This is a genomic window from Bradyrhizobium sp. UFLA06-24 (assembly GCF_054967145.1).
In genome coordinates, this window is record NZ_JADFUE010000004.1 from 1 (window position 1) to 16,218 (window position 16,218).

At 64.1% G+C, this 16,218-nt stretch carries 15 protein-coding genes and 1 tRNA gene; 8 read left to right on the forward strand and 8 right to left on the reverse strand.

Annotated elements, in window-relative coordinates; genetic code table 11:
* The 4 genes from IF809_RS05180 to IF809_RS05195 all read right to left on the reverse strand — a co-directional run.
* Positions 1-1,165: DUF3141 domain-containing protein (locus tag IF809_RS05180; protein WP_462837016.1), on the reverse strand; the 1,165-nt coding region annotated here is incomplete at its 3' end.
* Between the two features lie 65 nt (positions 1,166-1,230).
* Positions 1,231-2,319: an AI-2E family transporter gene (locus IF809_RS05185; protein ID WP_453995442.1), complete on the reverse strand. Its 1,089-nt coding sequence runs from the start codon at positions 2,317-2,319 to the stop codon at positions 1,231-1,233.
* Positions 2,316-2,960 carry a hypothetical protein gene (locus IF809_RS05190; RefSeq protein ID WP_244659243.1) on the reverse strand — a complete coding sequence of 215 codons (645 nt, stop codon included), beginning with the start codon at positions 2,958-2,960 and terminating at the stop codon, positions 2,316-2,318. Before IF809_RS05190 ends, IF809_RS05185 begins: the two co-directional genes overlap by 4 nt.
* Positions 2,961-2,977: 17 nt before the next feature.
* Positions 2,978-4,273: a DUF2254 domain-containing protein gene (locus tag IF809_RS05195; RefSeq protein ID WP_453982114.1), complete on the reverse strand. Its 1,296-nt coding sequence runs from the start codon at positions 4,271-4,273 to the stop codon at positions 2,978-2,980.
* A 174-nt stretch (positions 4,274-4,447) separates the two neighbouring features.
* Here IF809_RS05195 and IF809_RS05200 point away from each other — a divergent pair, with 174 nt between their 5' ends.
* Positions 4,448-4,834 (forward strand): DUF1622 domain-containing protein, encoded by a 387-nt coding sequence (locus tag IF809_RS05200; protein ID WP_164938469.1) that lies wholly within the window; start codon positions 4,448-4,450, stop codon positions 4,832-4,834.
* A gap of 777 nt (positions 4,835-5,611) precedes the next feature.
* On the forward strand, positions 5,612-6,310 hold the full coding sequence (locus IF809_RS05205) for a hypothetical protein (protein WP_462837017.1): 699 nt from the start codon (positions 5,612-5,614) through the stop codon (positions 6,308-6,310).
* 190 nt (positions 6,311-6,500) lie between these two features.
* On the opposite strand, the gene IF809_RS05210 is transcribed toward IF809_RS05205, so the two are convergent.
* The 4 genes from IF809_RS05210 to mnmA form a co-directional block, all read right to left on the reverse strand.
* Positions 6,501-6,577, reverse strand: a tRNA-Met gene (locus IF809_RS05210).
* Positions 6,578-6,822: 245 nt separating this feature from the next.
* On the reverse strand, positions 6,823-7,188 hold the full coding sequence (locus IF809_RS05215) for a hypothetical protein (RefSeq protein ID WP_462837018.1): 366 nt from the start codon (positions 7,186-7,188) through the stop codon (positions 6,823-6,825).
* Positions 7,189-7,327: 139 nt separating this feature from the next.
* Entirely contained in the window at positions 7,328-7,966 is a 639-nt protein-coding gene (locus IF809_RS05220) for a class I SAM-dependent methyltransferase (protein WP_453982110.1), read from the reverse strand.
* Positions 7,967-8,130: 164 nt separating this feature from the next.
* Positions 8,131-9,312, reverse strand: coding sequence for a tRNA 2-thiouridine(34) synthase MnmA (gene mnmA / locus IF809_RS05225; protein WP_453982109.1), 1,182 nt, complete (start codon positions 9,310-9,312; stop codon positions 8,131-8,133).
* Positions 9,313-9,659: 347 nt separating this feature from the next.
* Here mnmA and IF809_RS05230 point away from each other — a divergent pair, with 347 nt between their 5' ends.
* The 6 genes from IF809_RS05230 to IF809_RS05255 all read left to right on the forward strand — a co-directional run bounded on the left by IF809_RS05230 (position 9,660) and on the right by IF809_RS05255 (position 16,216).
* Entirely contained in the window at positions 9,660-11,294 is a 1,635-nt protein-coding gene (locus IF809_RS05230; RefSeq protein WP_462837019.1) for a flagellar hook-length control protein FliK, read from the forward strand.
* 12 nt (positions 11,295-11,306) lie between these two features.
* Entirely contained in the window at positions 11,307-12,014 is a 708-nt protein-coding gene (locus IF809_RS05235) for a flagellar hook assembly protein FlgD (protein ID WP_128964320.1), read from the forward strand.
* Positions 12,015-12,405: 391 nt separating this feature from the next.
* Positions 12,406-12,681: a CtrA inhibitor SciP gene (gene sciP / locus IF809_RS05240; RefSeq protein WP_002714638.1), complete on the forward strand. Its 276-nt coding sequence runs from the start codon at positions 12,406-12,408 to the stop codon at positions 12,679-12,681.
* A 183-nt stretch (positions 12,682-12,864) separates the two neighbouring features.
* Positions 12,865-14,481 (forward strand): flagellar basal-body MS-ring/collar protein FliF, encoded by a 1,617-nt coding sequence (gene fliF / locus IF809_RS05245; protein WP_128964319.1) that lies wholly within the window; start codon positions 12,865-12,867, stop codon positions 14,479-14,481.
* A 17-nt stretch (positions 14,482-14,498) separates the two neighbouring features.
* On the forward strand, positions 14,499-15,596 hold the full coding sequence (gene fliG, locus IF809_RS05250; RefSeq protein WP_128964318.1) for a flagellar motor switch protein FliG: 1,098 nt from the start codon (positions 14,499-14,501) through the stop codon (positions 15,594-15,596).
* Positions 15,596-16,216 (forward strand): FliH/SctL family protein, encoded by a 621-nt coding sequence (locus tag IF809_RS05255; protein ID WP_462837020.1) that lies wholly within the window; start codon positions 15,596-15,598, stop codon positions 16,214-16,216. The genes fliG and IF809_RS05255 overlap by 1 nt, the downstream gene beginning before the upstream one ends.
* The last annotated feature ends 2 nt before the right edge of the window (positions 16,217-16,218 follow it).

Here is a 16,218-nt window from a genome sequence, read left to right on the forward strand (position 1 = left end):
CCGCATGCTCCTTCTTGGCGACGCCGCCCGAGACGAAGATGCCGAGATGCCCGACGCTCTGGTGGACGGTATAGACGATGGTCTGCCCGTAAGCCCTGATCTCGTCGACATCCGCGTAGCAATCCAGAATCCAGTCCAACGCCTGCTGTGGGGGCGTGACGTTGTCGCCCTCGGAACAGAACACCAGAATGGGCGATCGAATGTTTCGCAAATCGACCTTCTGGCCGTCGGACATCTCGATCTTGCCGGCGGCCAGGTTGTTGCCGATGAACAGTTCATCGACGATGAACTGGATCTCCTCGGCGTTCAGATTGACGTGGCCGCCCCACCAGCGCTCGAATTCGAGATAACGATCCGCTTCGGTGTCGACCTTGGAATAGACGTTGTACTGCTTGGTCCACAGCGTGTTCGACGGATTCTGGTTCTCGAAGTTCTGCACCAGCCAGGCGCCGTCGAACTTGCCGGCGCCAAGATCGCTGGCGAGCGCGGTCAGCCAGCTTCCCCCCAGCAGTCCGCCCGAATAGCGCATCGGATATTTGCCATGCACGCCCGCCCAATAGGCGAGCGGCGCGCCGGCGACGATGATCGGCCCGAACAACTCCGGCCGCAGCGACGCAAGGATCATCACGGCCCAGCCGGCCTGGCAGTTGCCGATCACGCATGGCTTGCCGTCGGCCTTGGGATGCAGGCTGATGACCTTCTCGATGAACAGCGCCTCGGCGCGGGCGATGCGCTCGATGGTCTGCCCCGGCATTGGCTCGGGCAGGAAACCGACAAAATAGCAGGGATGACCCGCCTTCATCGCAACGCCGATCTCGCTATCGGCCTTGAAGCCGCCAATGCCCGGGCCATGTCCAGCGCGTGGATCGACCACGATGAACGGCCGCCGCTCGGGATCGATCTCGACGCCCTTGGGGGGAATGATGCGGACAAGCGCATAATTGACCGGCTCGTCGAGCTTGCGGCCGTCGATGATCAGTTCGGCGGCATATTGCAGGACGTGGGGTGCGGTCTGCGCGACGTGCTCGCGATATTGGTCCCCCCGTCGGCGCATGATGTCCAGAAACAGCACGCTTCGCTGTCCTGCGTCCACTAGATACTCCACCGCCGAAGCGACGAGCCCGGACATGGGACCACCTGGGAGATTTGGAGTTTCCATCGACATGTTCCGACCTCTTCTGTCCGCCCCTTCATAGAGAGCCCGCGCGCGGGGAGATACGTTGACCTAGGTCAACGGTCGGCCGAACTGCGAGCGGAGGCAGAACGGTCGATGGCGATCCACGCCACCGACAATTCCCAGAGCAGCGACAAAACGATGGGCCCTATAAAGAGGCCGACGATGCCGTGCGCGAGGGTCCCGCCGATCACCCCGAGCAGGATCACCAGGGTCGGCGTCGTAAGCCCACGGCCCATCAGCAGCGGCTTCAAGACGTTGTCGAGCAGACCGACGATCACGAGAAACAGCGTCAGCAGAACTGCCGTGGTGACGTCCTTGTCAGTCCAGATCCAGATGATCACGGGCAGCATGACGATTGCCGCGCCGATCTGCACGATGGAGAGCAGCAGCACAACGAATGCGAGCAGGCCGGCAATCGGAATGCCCGCTAGGTTGAAGCCGATCCCCGCAAGCAGGGCCTGGATGACCGCGATACCGATCACACCTTGGGATACCGCGCGGATCGTCGCCCCCGCGAGATCCAGAAAGTGCTCGCTCTGTTCGGGCACGATCCGCGACAGAAATCCCCGTCCCGCCGCCACGAACAGTTGGCCATACGGCAGGATGAATCCGGCCACTGCCACCGACAGCAGAAACTTGACGGCGCCGACGCCGGCGTCGCCGACGAGCCCGAGGAGCGTTCCGGCAAACGGCTTCAGGTAGGGAGCGACCGTGCGCAGAGCCGAGCGAATGTTCGACGAGGCCTGGTCCCAGAGCTCATGGAGCTGTGGTCCGATGAGCGGCCAGCTCTTGATCGCCTCCGGTGCAGACGGAATCTTGAGCTCGCCGGCCGTCAATTGCCCGGCAAAATCCCTGAGTCCCTCCACCGCGCCGATACCGAGCCACGCCGCCGGCCCGATAAGAACGAGAAGATTGACCACGGTGAGAAGGCCCGCTGCGAGCTTCGGCCGTCCTCCGAGAATCTTTGCCAGCCTGACGAAGACGGGGTTGAACGCGACGGCCAGCACGAACGCCCAGACGAGAATCGTCCCGAACGGGCGGATCAGGACAAGCGCCCAGATGATCAGCAGAGCGAGCAATCCGATACGGATCACCAGCCGTATCAACTCCTCTCCCGTAAGAAGCTGGCGGAGCGTCCTCACGAGCGCACCTCGCGCTCGTCCTTCTTGAGCCAGATGTTGATGCTCACCAGGAGCACCCAGAACGGGAAGACGACGAGGCTCCAGTCGATGTAGTAGCTTCCGATCAGGAGGATGGCGGCAACTGCATAGCCGCCATAGGCGAGCCAGCGTGGCGTCAGTCCCGTATAGAGCGCGATCGTCGACGTCGTCATCATGAATACGGAGGCGGTCTTGACGAGATAGATGTTGACCATTCCGTAGGCCAGGCCCCGGCCGAAATGAAATGTCGCGGAATTGATCAGCACGTTCGGCGCAGCGTGGAAGGCCAGAATGACGGCGCCGATGACGGCGGCGGCGGCAAACAACATCGCGAGCAGCAGCACCGCGCTGCCGAAGAAGATCGTTGCGAAGAACTGGTCCTCGCGCGTGCCCAGCCGGTCGCGCAGAAAGCCGACGAACCACAGGAATGCCACGCCCGCGAAGGGCACGAGGTTTAACGCCAAGGCGACATTGCCGGTGCCGCCGTGAAGCCAAGCGCCCGGCTCGAGCGGATCGGCCGGGACGGAGCGCCGCATCAACCAGAACACCGCGAGCAGCAGCACCGAAAACAGGATTCCCGCCACCGCCGCCACGCGCGGGGCTCGCAGTCTGGCGCGTGTCAATCCGGTCGCCTGCACGATCACGAGACTGCCCGTCCTTTCTCGCCGGAGCCCGCAAAATTTGCCGATTGCACCTCGTGAGGGTGCGACAAGCCGAGCCCCTGGCGGTCCTCGACGCGGGCTGCGGCGCGATCCTCGGAATCGAAGCTGGACCGCTCGATCCCGGCGTCGAGATGACCCAGATAGTCGCGAACCTGTTTCGCGCGCCGCTCATCGCCACATTCGGCGAGCTCAGCGAGCGCGGCGCGCAGGCGGCGCATCACCTGGATGGAGGTCGATCCGAACTGCCGGATTTCATCGAAGGCCAGCGCGAGATAATCCTCCCAGGTCGGCATCCGATAGAGCACCCTTGGAACACCCTCGTCGTCGAACGCCCAACAGGCCTCCAGATCGCATTTCGCCAGCCGCCGCAGCAGGTCCTCGATCTGATCGATGGCCTGCACGGCGGTGGTCGGATCGTTGATAGCCGGGGACAGCGCCTTGATGGCGACATCGACGAGCAGCCGCATCGCATATTTCGGGTCCTGCTCGAAGGTGCGTTGCTCGTCGAGATGAACGCATGCGTTCAGCTCCTTCTCGGCTGCCGGATACGTCCCGCCCCGAGCGCGGAGCACGACACTGTCTTCGAGCAGCGTGTCGCCGACACCGCACTCCAGCACGATGACGACGTCCAGCCGGCGCGCGTGGTCGACCAGCCTGCCGATATCGATCGAAGCTACCGACTGCGGATTGCCGACGTGCCTGACGGTCACCTCCGCCGGATAGGCCTGCTGCTGGGCTGGGGCAGCCTTGCCCGATCTCCGCCACGGGGTGGACTGATACGTGCTGGCGATGACTTGCCGGCCGGTATCGCCGAGCGCCTGCAGCACCCTGATGATCTGGAGATTGTTCAAACGCTGCACGAGCTGCGCAAGCATCAGCACGCTGGCCACCAGCATGGCGGCCACGATCGCCGCGGACAGCAGAGGCACGCCTTCGGTCCCCTGGCGATCGACCCAGGCGAGCGTGGAGAGACTGTACATGAAAGTCGCTACGAACATGCCGAGCGAATGAAACAACAGTCGGTCTCGCGCGAACCAGACGACGAGGCGGGGCGAATAGACCACGGCATTGAACTGGACGAGCACGAAGGCGATCGAGAACACGATGCCGGTCAGCGCCATCATGCCGGAGGCGACCGCCGACAGGTAAGCCTGGGCGGAGGACGTCGACAGGTTGAGGCTGACGGCCAGGAACGTCGATTCCAGGCGCGGCACCAGGAAGCCGGCCGCGACGCTCGCAATCGCGTAGAGCGTGGGGATCAGCCAGAGCTGCATGCCACTTCCTTTCCCATCCACGGCTTCCGATCGGTCGACGACGGCAGCATCTTCGCGCCTGCGAGCGGTTCGTTGATCTTGATCAATGATGCGTACCGTGCGCGTGGATCAATGCGCGCTCATTGGACGGCCCCTCGGCCTTCGAGACGCCATGCCGCAACGCAGCCTCTGAACATGAATTCCGCCGCCGATCCTTCTCCCTCCTTCGAGACCGCCACCAGCCAGTGGATTCACCTCGTCGGCATCGGGATCGAAATCTTCGGCGTGTTCATCATCGTCATCGGGATCATCTGGTCCGCGCGGTACCTGTTCGGCCGAGACGTCGCGTCCCGATACGACAGTTACAAGATCAGCATTGGACGATCGCTGTTGCTCGGCCTCGAGGTGCTGGTGGCCGCCGACATCGTGAAGACGATCGCGATCGAGCTGACCTTCGTGAGCCTCGGCCTGCTTGCCGGCCTCGTCGTGGTTCGCACTTTCCTGAGCTGGACGCTGACGCTGGAGATCGAGGGTCGCTGGCCGTGGCAGCCGGGGCGCGAATCCATGGAGCGGGTGGAATAGAAGCGACGCGCGTGTGCGCCCTCGCGGCACTATCTGCCCGAGCTCTTGCTTTCCGTTCTACCCTCTCGAACCAAGAGGGCGCAGGGAAGACCGGGTGCCGACCTCGCACCCGCGGTCCGCTGCGCGAAAATGTAGCGCAAGAAGACCGCACAGCAGCATACAGGTGGCGCCGAACACTCGGCCTTCCCTGCGCGATGGTTTGACGGCTTATGCCGTGCTCTCCCGGGAGCCGATTTCCCTCTGGCCTCCCTCGCCCCGCGAATTGACGATGTGGTTGATCCGGTTGGACGCTCCACACCTCCGCGACAGGCTTGACCGTAGCAACGACAGCCAGGACCACACGGTTTTGCCATACGCACGGCTCGCTTGTTCGCCGCATGATCACCCGGCTTCGTCGACGTTGCCGGAAGCATGCTGGCGAGACGAACCTGACAGCGCCGTTCGTCTGCGCGCGGTGACGGGCTCACAGGGACTACCCGCCCTGCCCGCACCTCTCGCGCCGACGCTGCCGCGTCCACCGCATCCCCGGCTCGCAATCAAGACGACTCGAGACCGCCCCTCAAGGATGAGCCGGGATGGGCGACACATACGCTATTTCCGAATTTCGGCAAAGTGGAATATTTTTATGGGGAGAGGTTGACGGAGGCGAAACAGGAAGCGGTCGCGTCGACCATTCGCCAAAAGAGCACTCCTCTAACGAGATTGACTGATCTGCCGAACACTCGCATAAATTGCAATCGAACTTTAGCAATGTACATATAGGTTGGAGATGCCGAGATGCATCGCAGGCAGATGCGTGCCTTACTAAAGACCCGTCAATCGCAAAGCTCGACAACTCATGAAAATCGATCGTCGGGAGCCGTCCTAGCCAGCGTCGTAACATTTTTGATCACGGTGTTTGGTTTCGGTATTTCGGCTTTTGGATTTTGGGCAAAGCTACGACAAACTGACGATTTGCGCGTACTGATCACCTCTCCTGCACCCCTTATAACGAGGGCAATCGACCGGATTGGATTTGCACAGCCAATCGGACTCACTTACATCAACTCAGGAAATCGGCAGGCTCGCACCAGCAATCTTGGCTTGGTTGCCCTGAAGTACGACGACGTCAGGACTCCGACAGACGCGAGTTGCGACGAAGGCGAGCAAGATACGAAGATTTACCCGCGGTTTGATTTTTCATCGATGGTAATAAAGCCTGGCGAGATTACCGACATCCGGGACCTCAAATATGCCTTCGGTTTCTCGGGCAAGCCGCTCGGAGAACAAGGTATCGTGTTCCCGAATATCTTTCGACTCACAGTGAGTGACTCATTGCTCGTCTGCCTGCAACAAAGGGTCGTCACCCCGGACAGCTATGTAGTGTCTTTGAGCAAAGCGCTTTGGTTGTTGAGATCCGGGGACGAATCTCCGAAAATTCTGTTTGACGAGGGAAAGCCAATCGTCGTGAAAAAGACGATCACATACTTTGATTGAATTGCTCTAACATAAAATGGGGAGAGCGCAGCTAAACCCTTCGAAGTTCCGACTGACGACAGGTGTGATCGGTTTCGCAAGCGCTCAGCGATTACAGCGCGCTTGCGTCGACCGCACACCGGTGCGAGGTCGTCACCTATGTGTCAGGTACGTTTCGTTACCTATGTGTCCGGGCTGAACATCGGATGATTGGTAGCGGGGGAGGGACTCGAACCCCCGACCCCAGGATTATGATTCCCGTGCTCTAACCAGCTGAGCTACCCCGCCACAGGGATCGCGGCGGCGAATAAGGCCGATCTCGCGAACGCGCGGCATATAAGGAAGGGGGCGGTGGGAAGTCAAGCTAAGGTCGCTTACGATCTGACGCGGCTGATTTGGCTGTGGAATCCGAGCTTTAAGCACCCGACTCGTGGAGAGTCCCCCTCACCCGCAATCCGCGCTTTGCGGGGATTCCGGCCTCTCCCTCCGCCTTCGCCAAGACTTCGGCGCGACAGGCGGCCGGAAAACTCACCCTATTTCGGCTTGACCGTGGGGTCGCCGCCGGGGCTGCCGGGGGGCGGGATGACGGGCATCTTGCCGTCGGTGCTCGGCGCCGGGGCGTGCATCTCGGGGTCGACGCCTGCCGGCGGGCAGAGCACGCCGTCGGATTTCGCCAGTTTGTCGCCGAGCGGTTCCCTCGATTGCCCTGTCGTGGTGCCATCGGGCGTGGTGGCGCGGTTCGGGCGATCCTGGGGGGCGCAATCGGCTGCGGCGTGTTGCGGGGATGGCGGCGCGGTCGCTTGCGGCGGCGTCGCCGGGGCGGGCGGGGCCTGCGCGATCGCGGGCGCAGAGGCTGCGATCAGGAGGCCGGCCAGGATGATGTTCGATGTCGTGCGCATGGCAGGGAAACGCGCAGGGCGCGGGCGATGTTCCCGGGGGGAGTGCGATGTGATCGGGGTGGAGTCCCCTGAGCTATCCCCCTCGTCATTGCGGGCGCAGCGAAGCAATGACGGGTGGTGAGGGCTTTGCCGCTTGCGCTTACGATTTGTGGTAGCGGATCAGCGAAAAATGGCCCATCGGCGGCATGGGACGGCGCTCGGTGAGGGTAACCCCGCCGTGTTTGGCGGCCCATTTGACGAGGCGCTCCCACGGGAATTCCGGGCGCCAGCCGAGGCGGCGGGCGATGGGGGCGAAGGCGAGCTCGAACAGCTTTCGCGGACCACTTTCGGCACCGATGTGGTTGACCAGGATCAGCTCGCCGCCGGGCCTCAGCACGCGCACGAACTCGTCGAGCGTGCCTTCGGGATCGGGCACGGCGGTGATGACATATTGCGCGACCACCGCATCGAAGAAGTTTTCCGGAAAGGCGAGGTTCTTCGCGTCCATCACCGAGAGCACTTCGACATTGGAGAGGCGAAGGGCCCGCACGCGTTGTTGCGCCTTGCGCAGCATCGGCTCGGAAATGTCGACGCCGCAGATCTTCGTGGTGCGCGCATAATCTGACAGCGACAGGCCGGTGCCGACGCCAACATCGAGGATGCGGCCGCCGATGCGATCGGCCTCCGCGATGGTCGATTGCCTTCCGGCGTCGAACACCTTGCCGAACACGAGATCATAGACCGGCGCCCAGCGGCCATAGGCCTTCTCGACCCCGGCCCGCGAGATATCTGCTGCCATGCCCCCTGCCTTACACGAAACGAGAATTGATAAGTGATGAGATCGAAGCCAGCCCCGCTCGCGACATATCGCGTGTGGAGAGAGCCCCCTCCCCAACCCTCCCCCGCAAGCGGGAGAGGGGGCGCACCTTTTCGGTGGCTGCAGTCGGACTCAATCGCATTGCGCTAGCCGCGCACGGCTTCCGCCAGCGGGCGCGATGTCCCGGCTGAAACCTTCGCCGCGGCGCTCTGGATGAAGCCGCCGCCGAGCACGCGCGCCTGTCCCGATGGCGCGTCGTAGAAGACGCAGGCCTGGCCGGGCGAAACGCCCTCTTCGCCGCCGACGAGCTCGACCTCGTAGTGACCATCGGCGCCGCGCAGCCAGGCCGGCTGGGGACTGCGGGTCGAGCGCACGCGCACGAACAGCTCGAGGCCGTCGCCGATGGCGCGGTCGATGTCGCCGCCGCCGATCCAGTTGACATCGCGCAGGGCGATGCGGTGCATCTTCAGCGCATCGCGCGGGCCGACCACGACGCGGCGGTTGGTCGCATCCAGCCGCACCACGAACAGCGGTGCGTGAGCTGCGATGCCGAGGCCGCGGCGCTGGCCGACCGTGAAATTGGCGATGCCGTGATGCTGGCCGAGAACGCGGCCGTCGAGATCAACGATGTCACCGGGATCCATCGCATTGGGCCGCAGGCGGGTGATGATGTCGGTGTAGCGCCCCGTCGGCACGAAGCAGATGTCCTGGCTGTCGTGCTTGTCGGCGACCGACAGACCGAAGCGGCGCGCGAGCTCGCGCGTCTCGGGCTTGGTCATGTCGCCGAGCGGAAAGCGCAGGAAGTCGAGCTGCTCTTGCGTGGTCGCAAACAGGAAGTAGCTCTGGTCGCGGTCGGCATCGGCGGCGCAGACCAGCGCGCGCGAGCCGTCATCGCGGCGTCGCGAGGCGACGTAATGGCCGGTGGCGAGCGCCTGCGCCCCGAGCTCGCGCGCGGTCTTCAAGAGGTCGCGGAATTTGACCGAGCGATTGCACTCGATGCAGGGCACCGGAGTTTCGCCGAGCGCGTAAGAATCGGCGAAGTTGTCGATGACGGACTCGCGAAAGCGGTCCTCGTAGTCGAGCACGTAATGGGGAATGCCGAGCTTGGCGGCGACATCGCGGGCGTCGTGGATGTCCTGGCCGGCGCAGCAGGCGCCCTTGCGGTGGGTCGCCGCGCCATGGTCGTAGAGCTGCAGCGTGATGCCGACGACGTCGTAGCCCTCGGCCTTGAGCAGCGCAGCCGTCGTCGAGGAATCGACGCCGCCCGACATGGCAACGACGACCCTAGTGTCCTCAGGACGGCCTTCGAGATCCAGACTGTTGAGCATGGGCCTAAGCTGACGTGACGGCGGCGTTTGCCGCGATTGCTGATGCCTTGGGCCGGGCCGCTAGAGCGCCCCGGGAACTCGAGTTCCCGAAAGGCACTGGCTTGCCCGGTCGAAAGCGGCTGAGAGCAGCCTTTAATATAGGGGGCATTCCACTGAAGCAATCACGCGTGCCCCCGGGTTTCGGGCAATTCTTGCCGGGGCGGCAGAAATGACGGGGCCGCAAGGCGGCTGACGGGAGAGCCATCGATTTATCAATTCATTGATTTTGCTACCGAAAATGGCTTTTCGAGGGACTGGCCCGCTCCTTGCTCACCTCCTGATCCGAAGATGTTTTCAAGGGGTCGCCTGTGGTCGGTGTCACGTCAGACGTAGCGGCAAGCGCGCAAGTCTCGAGCGCGCAGCAAAAGCCTGCCCGTTCCCAGACCAGCAAGGACACCGCGCCGGGCGACTCTTTTGGCGCGCTGGTCGACAGCAACACCCAAGCTATCAGCAACAGCGCACCGTCACCGAACCAGGATCCGGCACCGCGGCGGACTGATTCCTCCTCGACGTCCTCCTCGTCGGACAAGAGCGCGCGCGACAGCTCCGCGACCGATCAGGGCCCGCAGAGCAAGGCGAGCGACGCTCCGGATTCCGCAACGCCGGCTGCCAGCGATACCCAGGCCGATCCGACCAAGCCCCCCGGCAAATCCAAGGATAAGGACAAGGCGGACGCCTCCGCGTCGAAGTCGGGCGACAAGCCGGACAGCACCAAGAGCGACAAGACGAACAGCACCGACGGCCTCGCTGCCGCGGTGGACGCCTCCGCCGCCGCGCAAGCCGCCGCGACGCCGGCGGCTGCGGCCGATCCGACCGCCGTCCCGGTCGCCACGCCCGTTGTACCCGCCGACCCGAATGCCGCCGCCAACCAGGCTGCGGGCACCGGTTCCTCGCCGCTGACGATCGCCGCGGCCGGCATTGCCGCCAGCGCTTCGACAGCGGCGCAGATCGCAGGCACGAAAACGGATGCCACCGGCAAGGCGGCCAAGAGCGGCGACGCCAAGACCGGCGACAAGACCACCGACGCAAAGGGCTCGCCTGCCGAGGCGACCGTTGCGGGCACCGACGCCACCGCAACCGACGTCACGGCGAAAGCCGCGCAAGTCACCGCGGCCGACCAGGGCACGCCGAAGGTCTCGTTCAAGGCCGCCGCGACGGCGCAAGGCCAGAGCGACGTCTCCAACATCGGCCAGGACGCCGGCAAGACGGCTCAGGCGGCGACCTCCGCACAAAACGCCGCGACCGCGACCACCGCCGTGCATCCGCAAGCCGCAAAGCCGCAGGCCGATAGCGCCGCCACCGATGCGAGGGCTGATGCCGCCAGTCGCACCGCCGACGCAATCCCGGCGGCACCTACCCCACACGCCCATGCCGATACGCAGGCCGCTGTCGCAGCCAGCGCCACCGACACCAGCACGCAAGCCGCCAACGCCGTGCAGGCGCCGCTGACCACCACGACCTCGGTGGCCACCGCCTCCACCGCGACGCTGACCGCAACTGCTGCGAATTCGGCGGCGGTGCCGATCAGCGGCATCCCGGTCGAGATCGCGGCTGCCGCCCGCGCCGGCAAGACCCGCTTCGACATCAGCCTCGATCCGGTCGATCTCGGCCGCATCGACGTGCGCATCAATGTCGACCGCAACGGCCAGGTCACCTCGCATGTCACCGTCGAGAAGCCGGAGACGCTGCAGCTGCTGCGGCAGGATGCCCCGCAATTGCAACGCGCGCTCGACGATGCCGGCCTCAAGACCGGCAGCAACGGGCTCTCCTTCAGCCTGCGCGACCAGAATTCGTCGGGACAGAACACCGGCCAGAACAACGACAATTCCGGCAATGCCCGCCGGCTGATCATCAGCGAGGACGATTCTGCAACCACAGCCCCCGCCAGCCGCAGCTATGGCCGCATGCTCGGATCGAGCAGCGGCGTCGATATCAGAGTGTGAGGAGTATTCGCCATGACCACCACGAATGCCGCCACCGCGCCGTCAGTCGTATCAGGCACCACCGATGTGCCAAAGTCCTCCTCGAATTCGAGCCTGAGCTCGACCACGGGCGCGACGCTCGCCGGCAACTTCCAGACCTTTTTGACGCTGCTGACCACGCAGCTGCAGAACCAGAACCCGCTCGATCCGCTCGACACCAACCAGTTCACCCAGCAGCTGGTGCAGTTCGCCGGCGTCGAGCAGCAGCTCAAGACCAATGACTCGCTGTCGCAGCTCGTCACCCTGCAGCAGACCACGCAGGCGACCCAGGCGCTGGGCTTCGTCGGCAAGACCGCGGTGGTCGACGGCACCACGGCGACGATGAAGAGCTCGTCGGCCACCTGGCATCTCAATGTGCCGACCGATGCGACCGTCGATATTTCGATCGCGAATTCCAGCGGCCAGACCGTGTTTACCGGAAAATACACGGCCGGCGCCGCCTCGGATGTTCCCTTCACCTGGAACGGCCAGGGCAACGACGGCACGCAATGGCCCGACGGCAAGTACACGATCACCGCGACCGGCAAGGATGTCGCCAACAACAATGTCGGCATCGCCGCGCAGGTGCAGGGCGTGGTGAGCTCCGTCGACCTGACCCAGTCGCCGCCGCTGCTCTCGATCGACGGCAACAGCTACACGCTGAGCCAGGTGAAGAGCATCATCGCGACCAGCAGCAACTAAATGAGGGCCACGCTGCTTCGCCACTCATCGTGTCATCCCGGCGAAGGCCGGGATCCACAACCGCAGGGAGCGGTTGTAGCGCGAGACTGAGAACTCCGAGTGTTCATCAAACCCCTCCCTGGGGTTATGGATCCCGGGCTCGCGCTGCGCGCGCCCCGGGATGACAGGAGGCGCCTTGGCAGCGCCTCAACGCCCGCCCCCTCGTTCGTTAGTAAAGTATTTACGAAGACCCCGCTCGGCCGGCTGAATCCTCGCTTCAGCCCGCCGGGCCGGCGTCGTTCCAGCCGGATTCAACGAGAATTGTATTGAAGCCTTAGGCTTAGCGGATTTTTAAGCCGGCACGCGTAGGGTTACGGCGTGAGTTCAGTGGTTGAGAGTTTGTGAGTACGCCATGACAGAACCCCATCGCCCGAGGGTAAAATACGTCATCGGGCCGGACGGCAGTCCGCTGACGATTGCAGATCTGCCCGCACCCGGCACCAAACGCTGGGTCATCCGCCGCAAGGCCGAAGTCGTCGCCGCAGTGCGTGGCGGACTTCTCTCGCTCGAGGAGGCCTGCAGCCGTTATACCCTGACGGTCGACGAATTCCTCTCCTGGCAGTTTTCCATCGACCAGCATGGTCTGGCGGGTCTTCGCACCACCCGCATCCAGCAATATCGCCAGTAAGCGCTGCGGAAATCTGCTGTCTTTGACGAAAATCGGCCTCGCCCTGCGAGGCCGATTTTTTTCATGTTCGCTACTTTTGTCCCAGCTCTTAACCTTCGTTAACCATATCGAAACCATCACCTAGGCAATAATTGCCCACTCGTCCGCTCTTGGAATGCGGGTCGAATCTGTCGGGGCGGTTGCTTGCAAGGTCTTGCGGACTTTTTAAAAGGTATCGGCGCCGCCCGCTTCGGGGCGATGATCGCGGTCACCGCCGCGCTCATCGGCTTCTTTGCCTTCGTCATCATGCGCGTCACCACACCGCAGATGACGACGCTGTTCACCGACCTCAGCATGGAGGATTCCTCCAGCATTATCAAAGACCTGGAGCGCCAGGGTATCCAGTACGAGCTGCGCAATGATGGCAGCATCATCATGGTGCCCAAGGACAAGGTCACCCGCCTTCGCATGAAGCTCGCCGAGGGCGGCCTGCCCAAGGGTGGCGGCGTCGGCTATGAAGTGTTCGACAAGTCGGACGCCCTCGGCACCACCTCTTTCGTCCAGAACATCAATCATCTGCGCGCGCTGGAGGGCGAACTCGCCCGCACCATCCGCGCCATCGACCGGATCCAGGCCGCCCGCGTCCACCTGGTGCTGCCCGAGCGTCCGCTGTTCGCGCGCGAGGCGCCGGAGCCGTCGGCCTCGATCGTGGTGCGGGTCCGCGGCTCGCTCGAAGCCCAGCAGATCCGCGCCATCCGTCATCTCGTCGCTTCCGCCGTCAACGGCCTGAAGCCGCAGCGGGTCTCGATCGTGGATGAGGCCGGCCAGTTGCTCGCCGACGGGGCCGCGACCGATCCGGAGCAGGCCGCCGGCGACGACCGGCGCATCGCCTTCGAAAAGCGGCTGCGCAAGGAGGTCGAGGACATCGTCTCCTCCGTGGTCGGTTCGGGCCGCGCCCGCGTCCAGCTCTCCGCCGATTTCGACTTCAACAAGATCACCCAGACCTCGGACAAGTTCGATCCCGAGGGCCGCGTGCTGCGCTCGAGCCAGACCCGCGAAGAGAGCAGCCTCACCGCCGACACCAACGGCCAGGTCACCGTCAACAACGAGCTCCCCGGCAACCAGCAGAACAGCGGCGTGCCGGCAAAGGACCAGAGCAAGAAGTCCGAGGAGACCAACAATTACGAGATCTCCCGCACCACCAAGACCGAGGTGACCGAGGCCGGCAGGGTCAACCGCATCTCGGTCGCGGTGCTGGTCGACGGCATCTACACCAAGAACGACAAGGGCGAGCTCGCCTACACCGATCGGACCAAGGAGCAGCTCGACCGCATCGCCACCCTGGTGCGCTCGGCGATCGGCTTCGACCAGAAGCGCGGCGACCAGGTCGAGGTCGTCAATCTGCGCTTCGCCGACGCGCCCTCCACCGCTCCGATCGCAGAGCCCTCCGGCTTCCTCGGCATGCTGCAGTTCACCAAGGACGACGTCATGTATTTCGTCGAGCTCGGCGTGATGATGCTGCTCGGCCTCGTCGTGATGTTCATGGTGATCCGCCCGCTGGTGAAGCGCATCCTCGCCTCCGACGAAGTCGCCGCCGCCATCTCAGGCGTGCTCTCCGGCCCCGCAGCGTCCGAAGACGCGGCGCCGGCCGCCGCCGGTCAGGCGCTGATCCCGGGCGGCGCCGCCAGCGCGATCGACGTCGCCACCATCCAGGGCCAGGTCCACGCCCAGTCCGTTCATCGCGTCGGCGAGCTCGCCGAGCGCAATCCCAACGAAACCGTCGCCATCATCCGTCAATGGCTGGCCGAACCCGCGAAATGACCGAGAAGTGAACTGACATGGCTGCTTCCCTGCAAAACGCCAATTCGAACGACATCACCAGCGTGATCTCGACGCTCGGCCAGCGCGCCGGCAACCGCGCCAGGGACGGCAAGGGCGCCGAGCAATTGACCGGCCCGCGCCGCGCTGCGATCCTGATGCTGGCGCTCGGCGAGCAATATGGCGGCAAGATCTGGGGCCTGCTCGACGACGACGAGGTGCGTCAGCTCTCCCTGGAAATGTCGACGCTCGGCACCGTCGAGGTCGACACGGTCGAGGACATGCTGCTCGAATTCGTCTCGCGCATGTCGGCCTCGGGCGCGCTGATGGGCAATTTCGACGCGACCGAGCGCCTGCTCCAGCAGTACCTGCCACCGGAGCGCGTCAACGGCATCATGGACGAGATCCGCGGCCCCGCCGGCCGCAACATGTGGGAGAAGCTCTCCAACGTGCAGGAAGAGGTCCTCGCCAACTACCTCAAGAACGAATATCCGCAGACCATCGCCGTGGTGCTGTCGAAGCTGAAGCCGGAACATGCCGCGCGCGTGCTCGGCATCTTCCCCGAAGACCTCGCGCTCGATGTCGTCAACCGTATGCTGAAGATGGAGGCGGTGCAGAAGGAGGTGATCGAGAGCGTGGAGAAGACGCTGCGCACCGAGTTCATGTCGAACCTGTCGCAGACCCGCCGCCGCGACGCCCACGAGGTGATGGCTGAAATCTTCAACAATTTCGACCGCCAGACCGAAACCCGCTTCATCACCTCGCTGGAAGAGGACAATCGGGAATCGGCCGAGCGCATCAAGGCGCTGATGTTCACCTTCGACGACCTCGTGAAGCTCGATTCCGGCTCGGCCCAGACGTTGATGCGCAACGTCGACAAGGACAAGCTCGGCGTGGCGCTGAAGAGCGCCAACGAGGACGTCCGCAACTTCTTCTTCGGCAACATGTCCTCGCGCGCGGCCAAGATGCTGCAGGACGACATGGCGGCGATGGGGCCGGTGCGCCTGCGCGACGTCGACGAGGCCCAGGCGCTGCTGGTCAATCTCGCCAAGGACCTCGCCGCCAAGGGCGAGATCATGCTGACCAAGAATCGCGCTGACGACGAGCTGGTGTATTGATGGGCGCTCCCGCCAAATTCTTGTTCGATACCGACTTCGCCGCGCCGGACCGGACGCGCGAGAAAGCCGCGACCGCGGCCGAGATCGCGCAGAAGGTCGCGGAAGCCGAGGCGCGCGCCTATCAGGACGGCTTTGCTGCCGGCCAGCGCGAGGCCAAGGCCGAGAGCGACCGCCGCGTTGCGCTCGCGATGGAAGAGATCAGTATCGGCATCCGGGGCGTCGCGTCGGGCATCGGCAACATCGAAACGAAGATGGAGACCGAGGCGGTCGAGGTCGCAATCGCAGTGGCGCGCAAGCTGTGCGCCGACCTGATCGCCGCCGAGCCGCTCGGCGAGATCATGGCACTGGTCAAGGACTGCTTCTCGCATCTGGTCGCGACGCCGCATCTCGTGGTTCGCATCAACGACGCCCTCTACGACAGCGCGCGCGAGAAGATCGAGCGGCTCGCCAAGCAGAGCGGCTTCGAAGGACGGCTGGTGATCCTGGCCGAGCCTGAAATTGCCACCGGCGACTGCCGGATCGAATGGGCCGATGGCGGTGTCGTGCTGGAGCGCAGCGCCATCGCGGCCAAGATCGACGACATGGTCGGACGCTATATCGCGTCCCGCAAGGGGAACTAAGC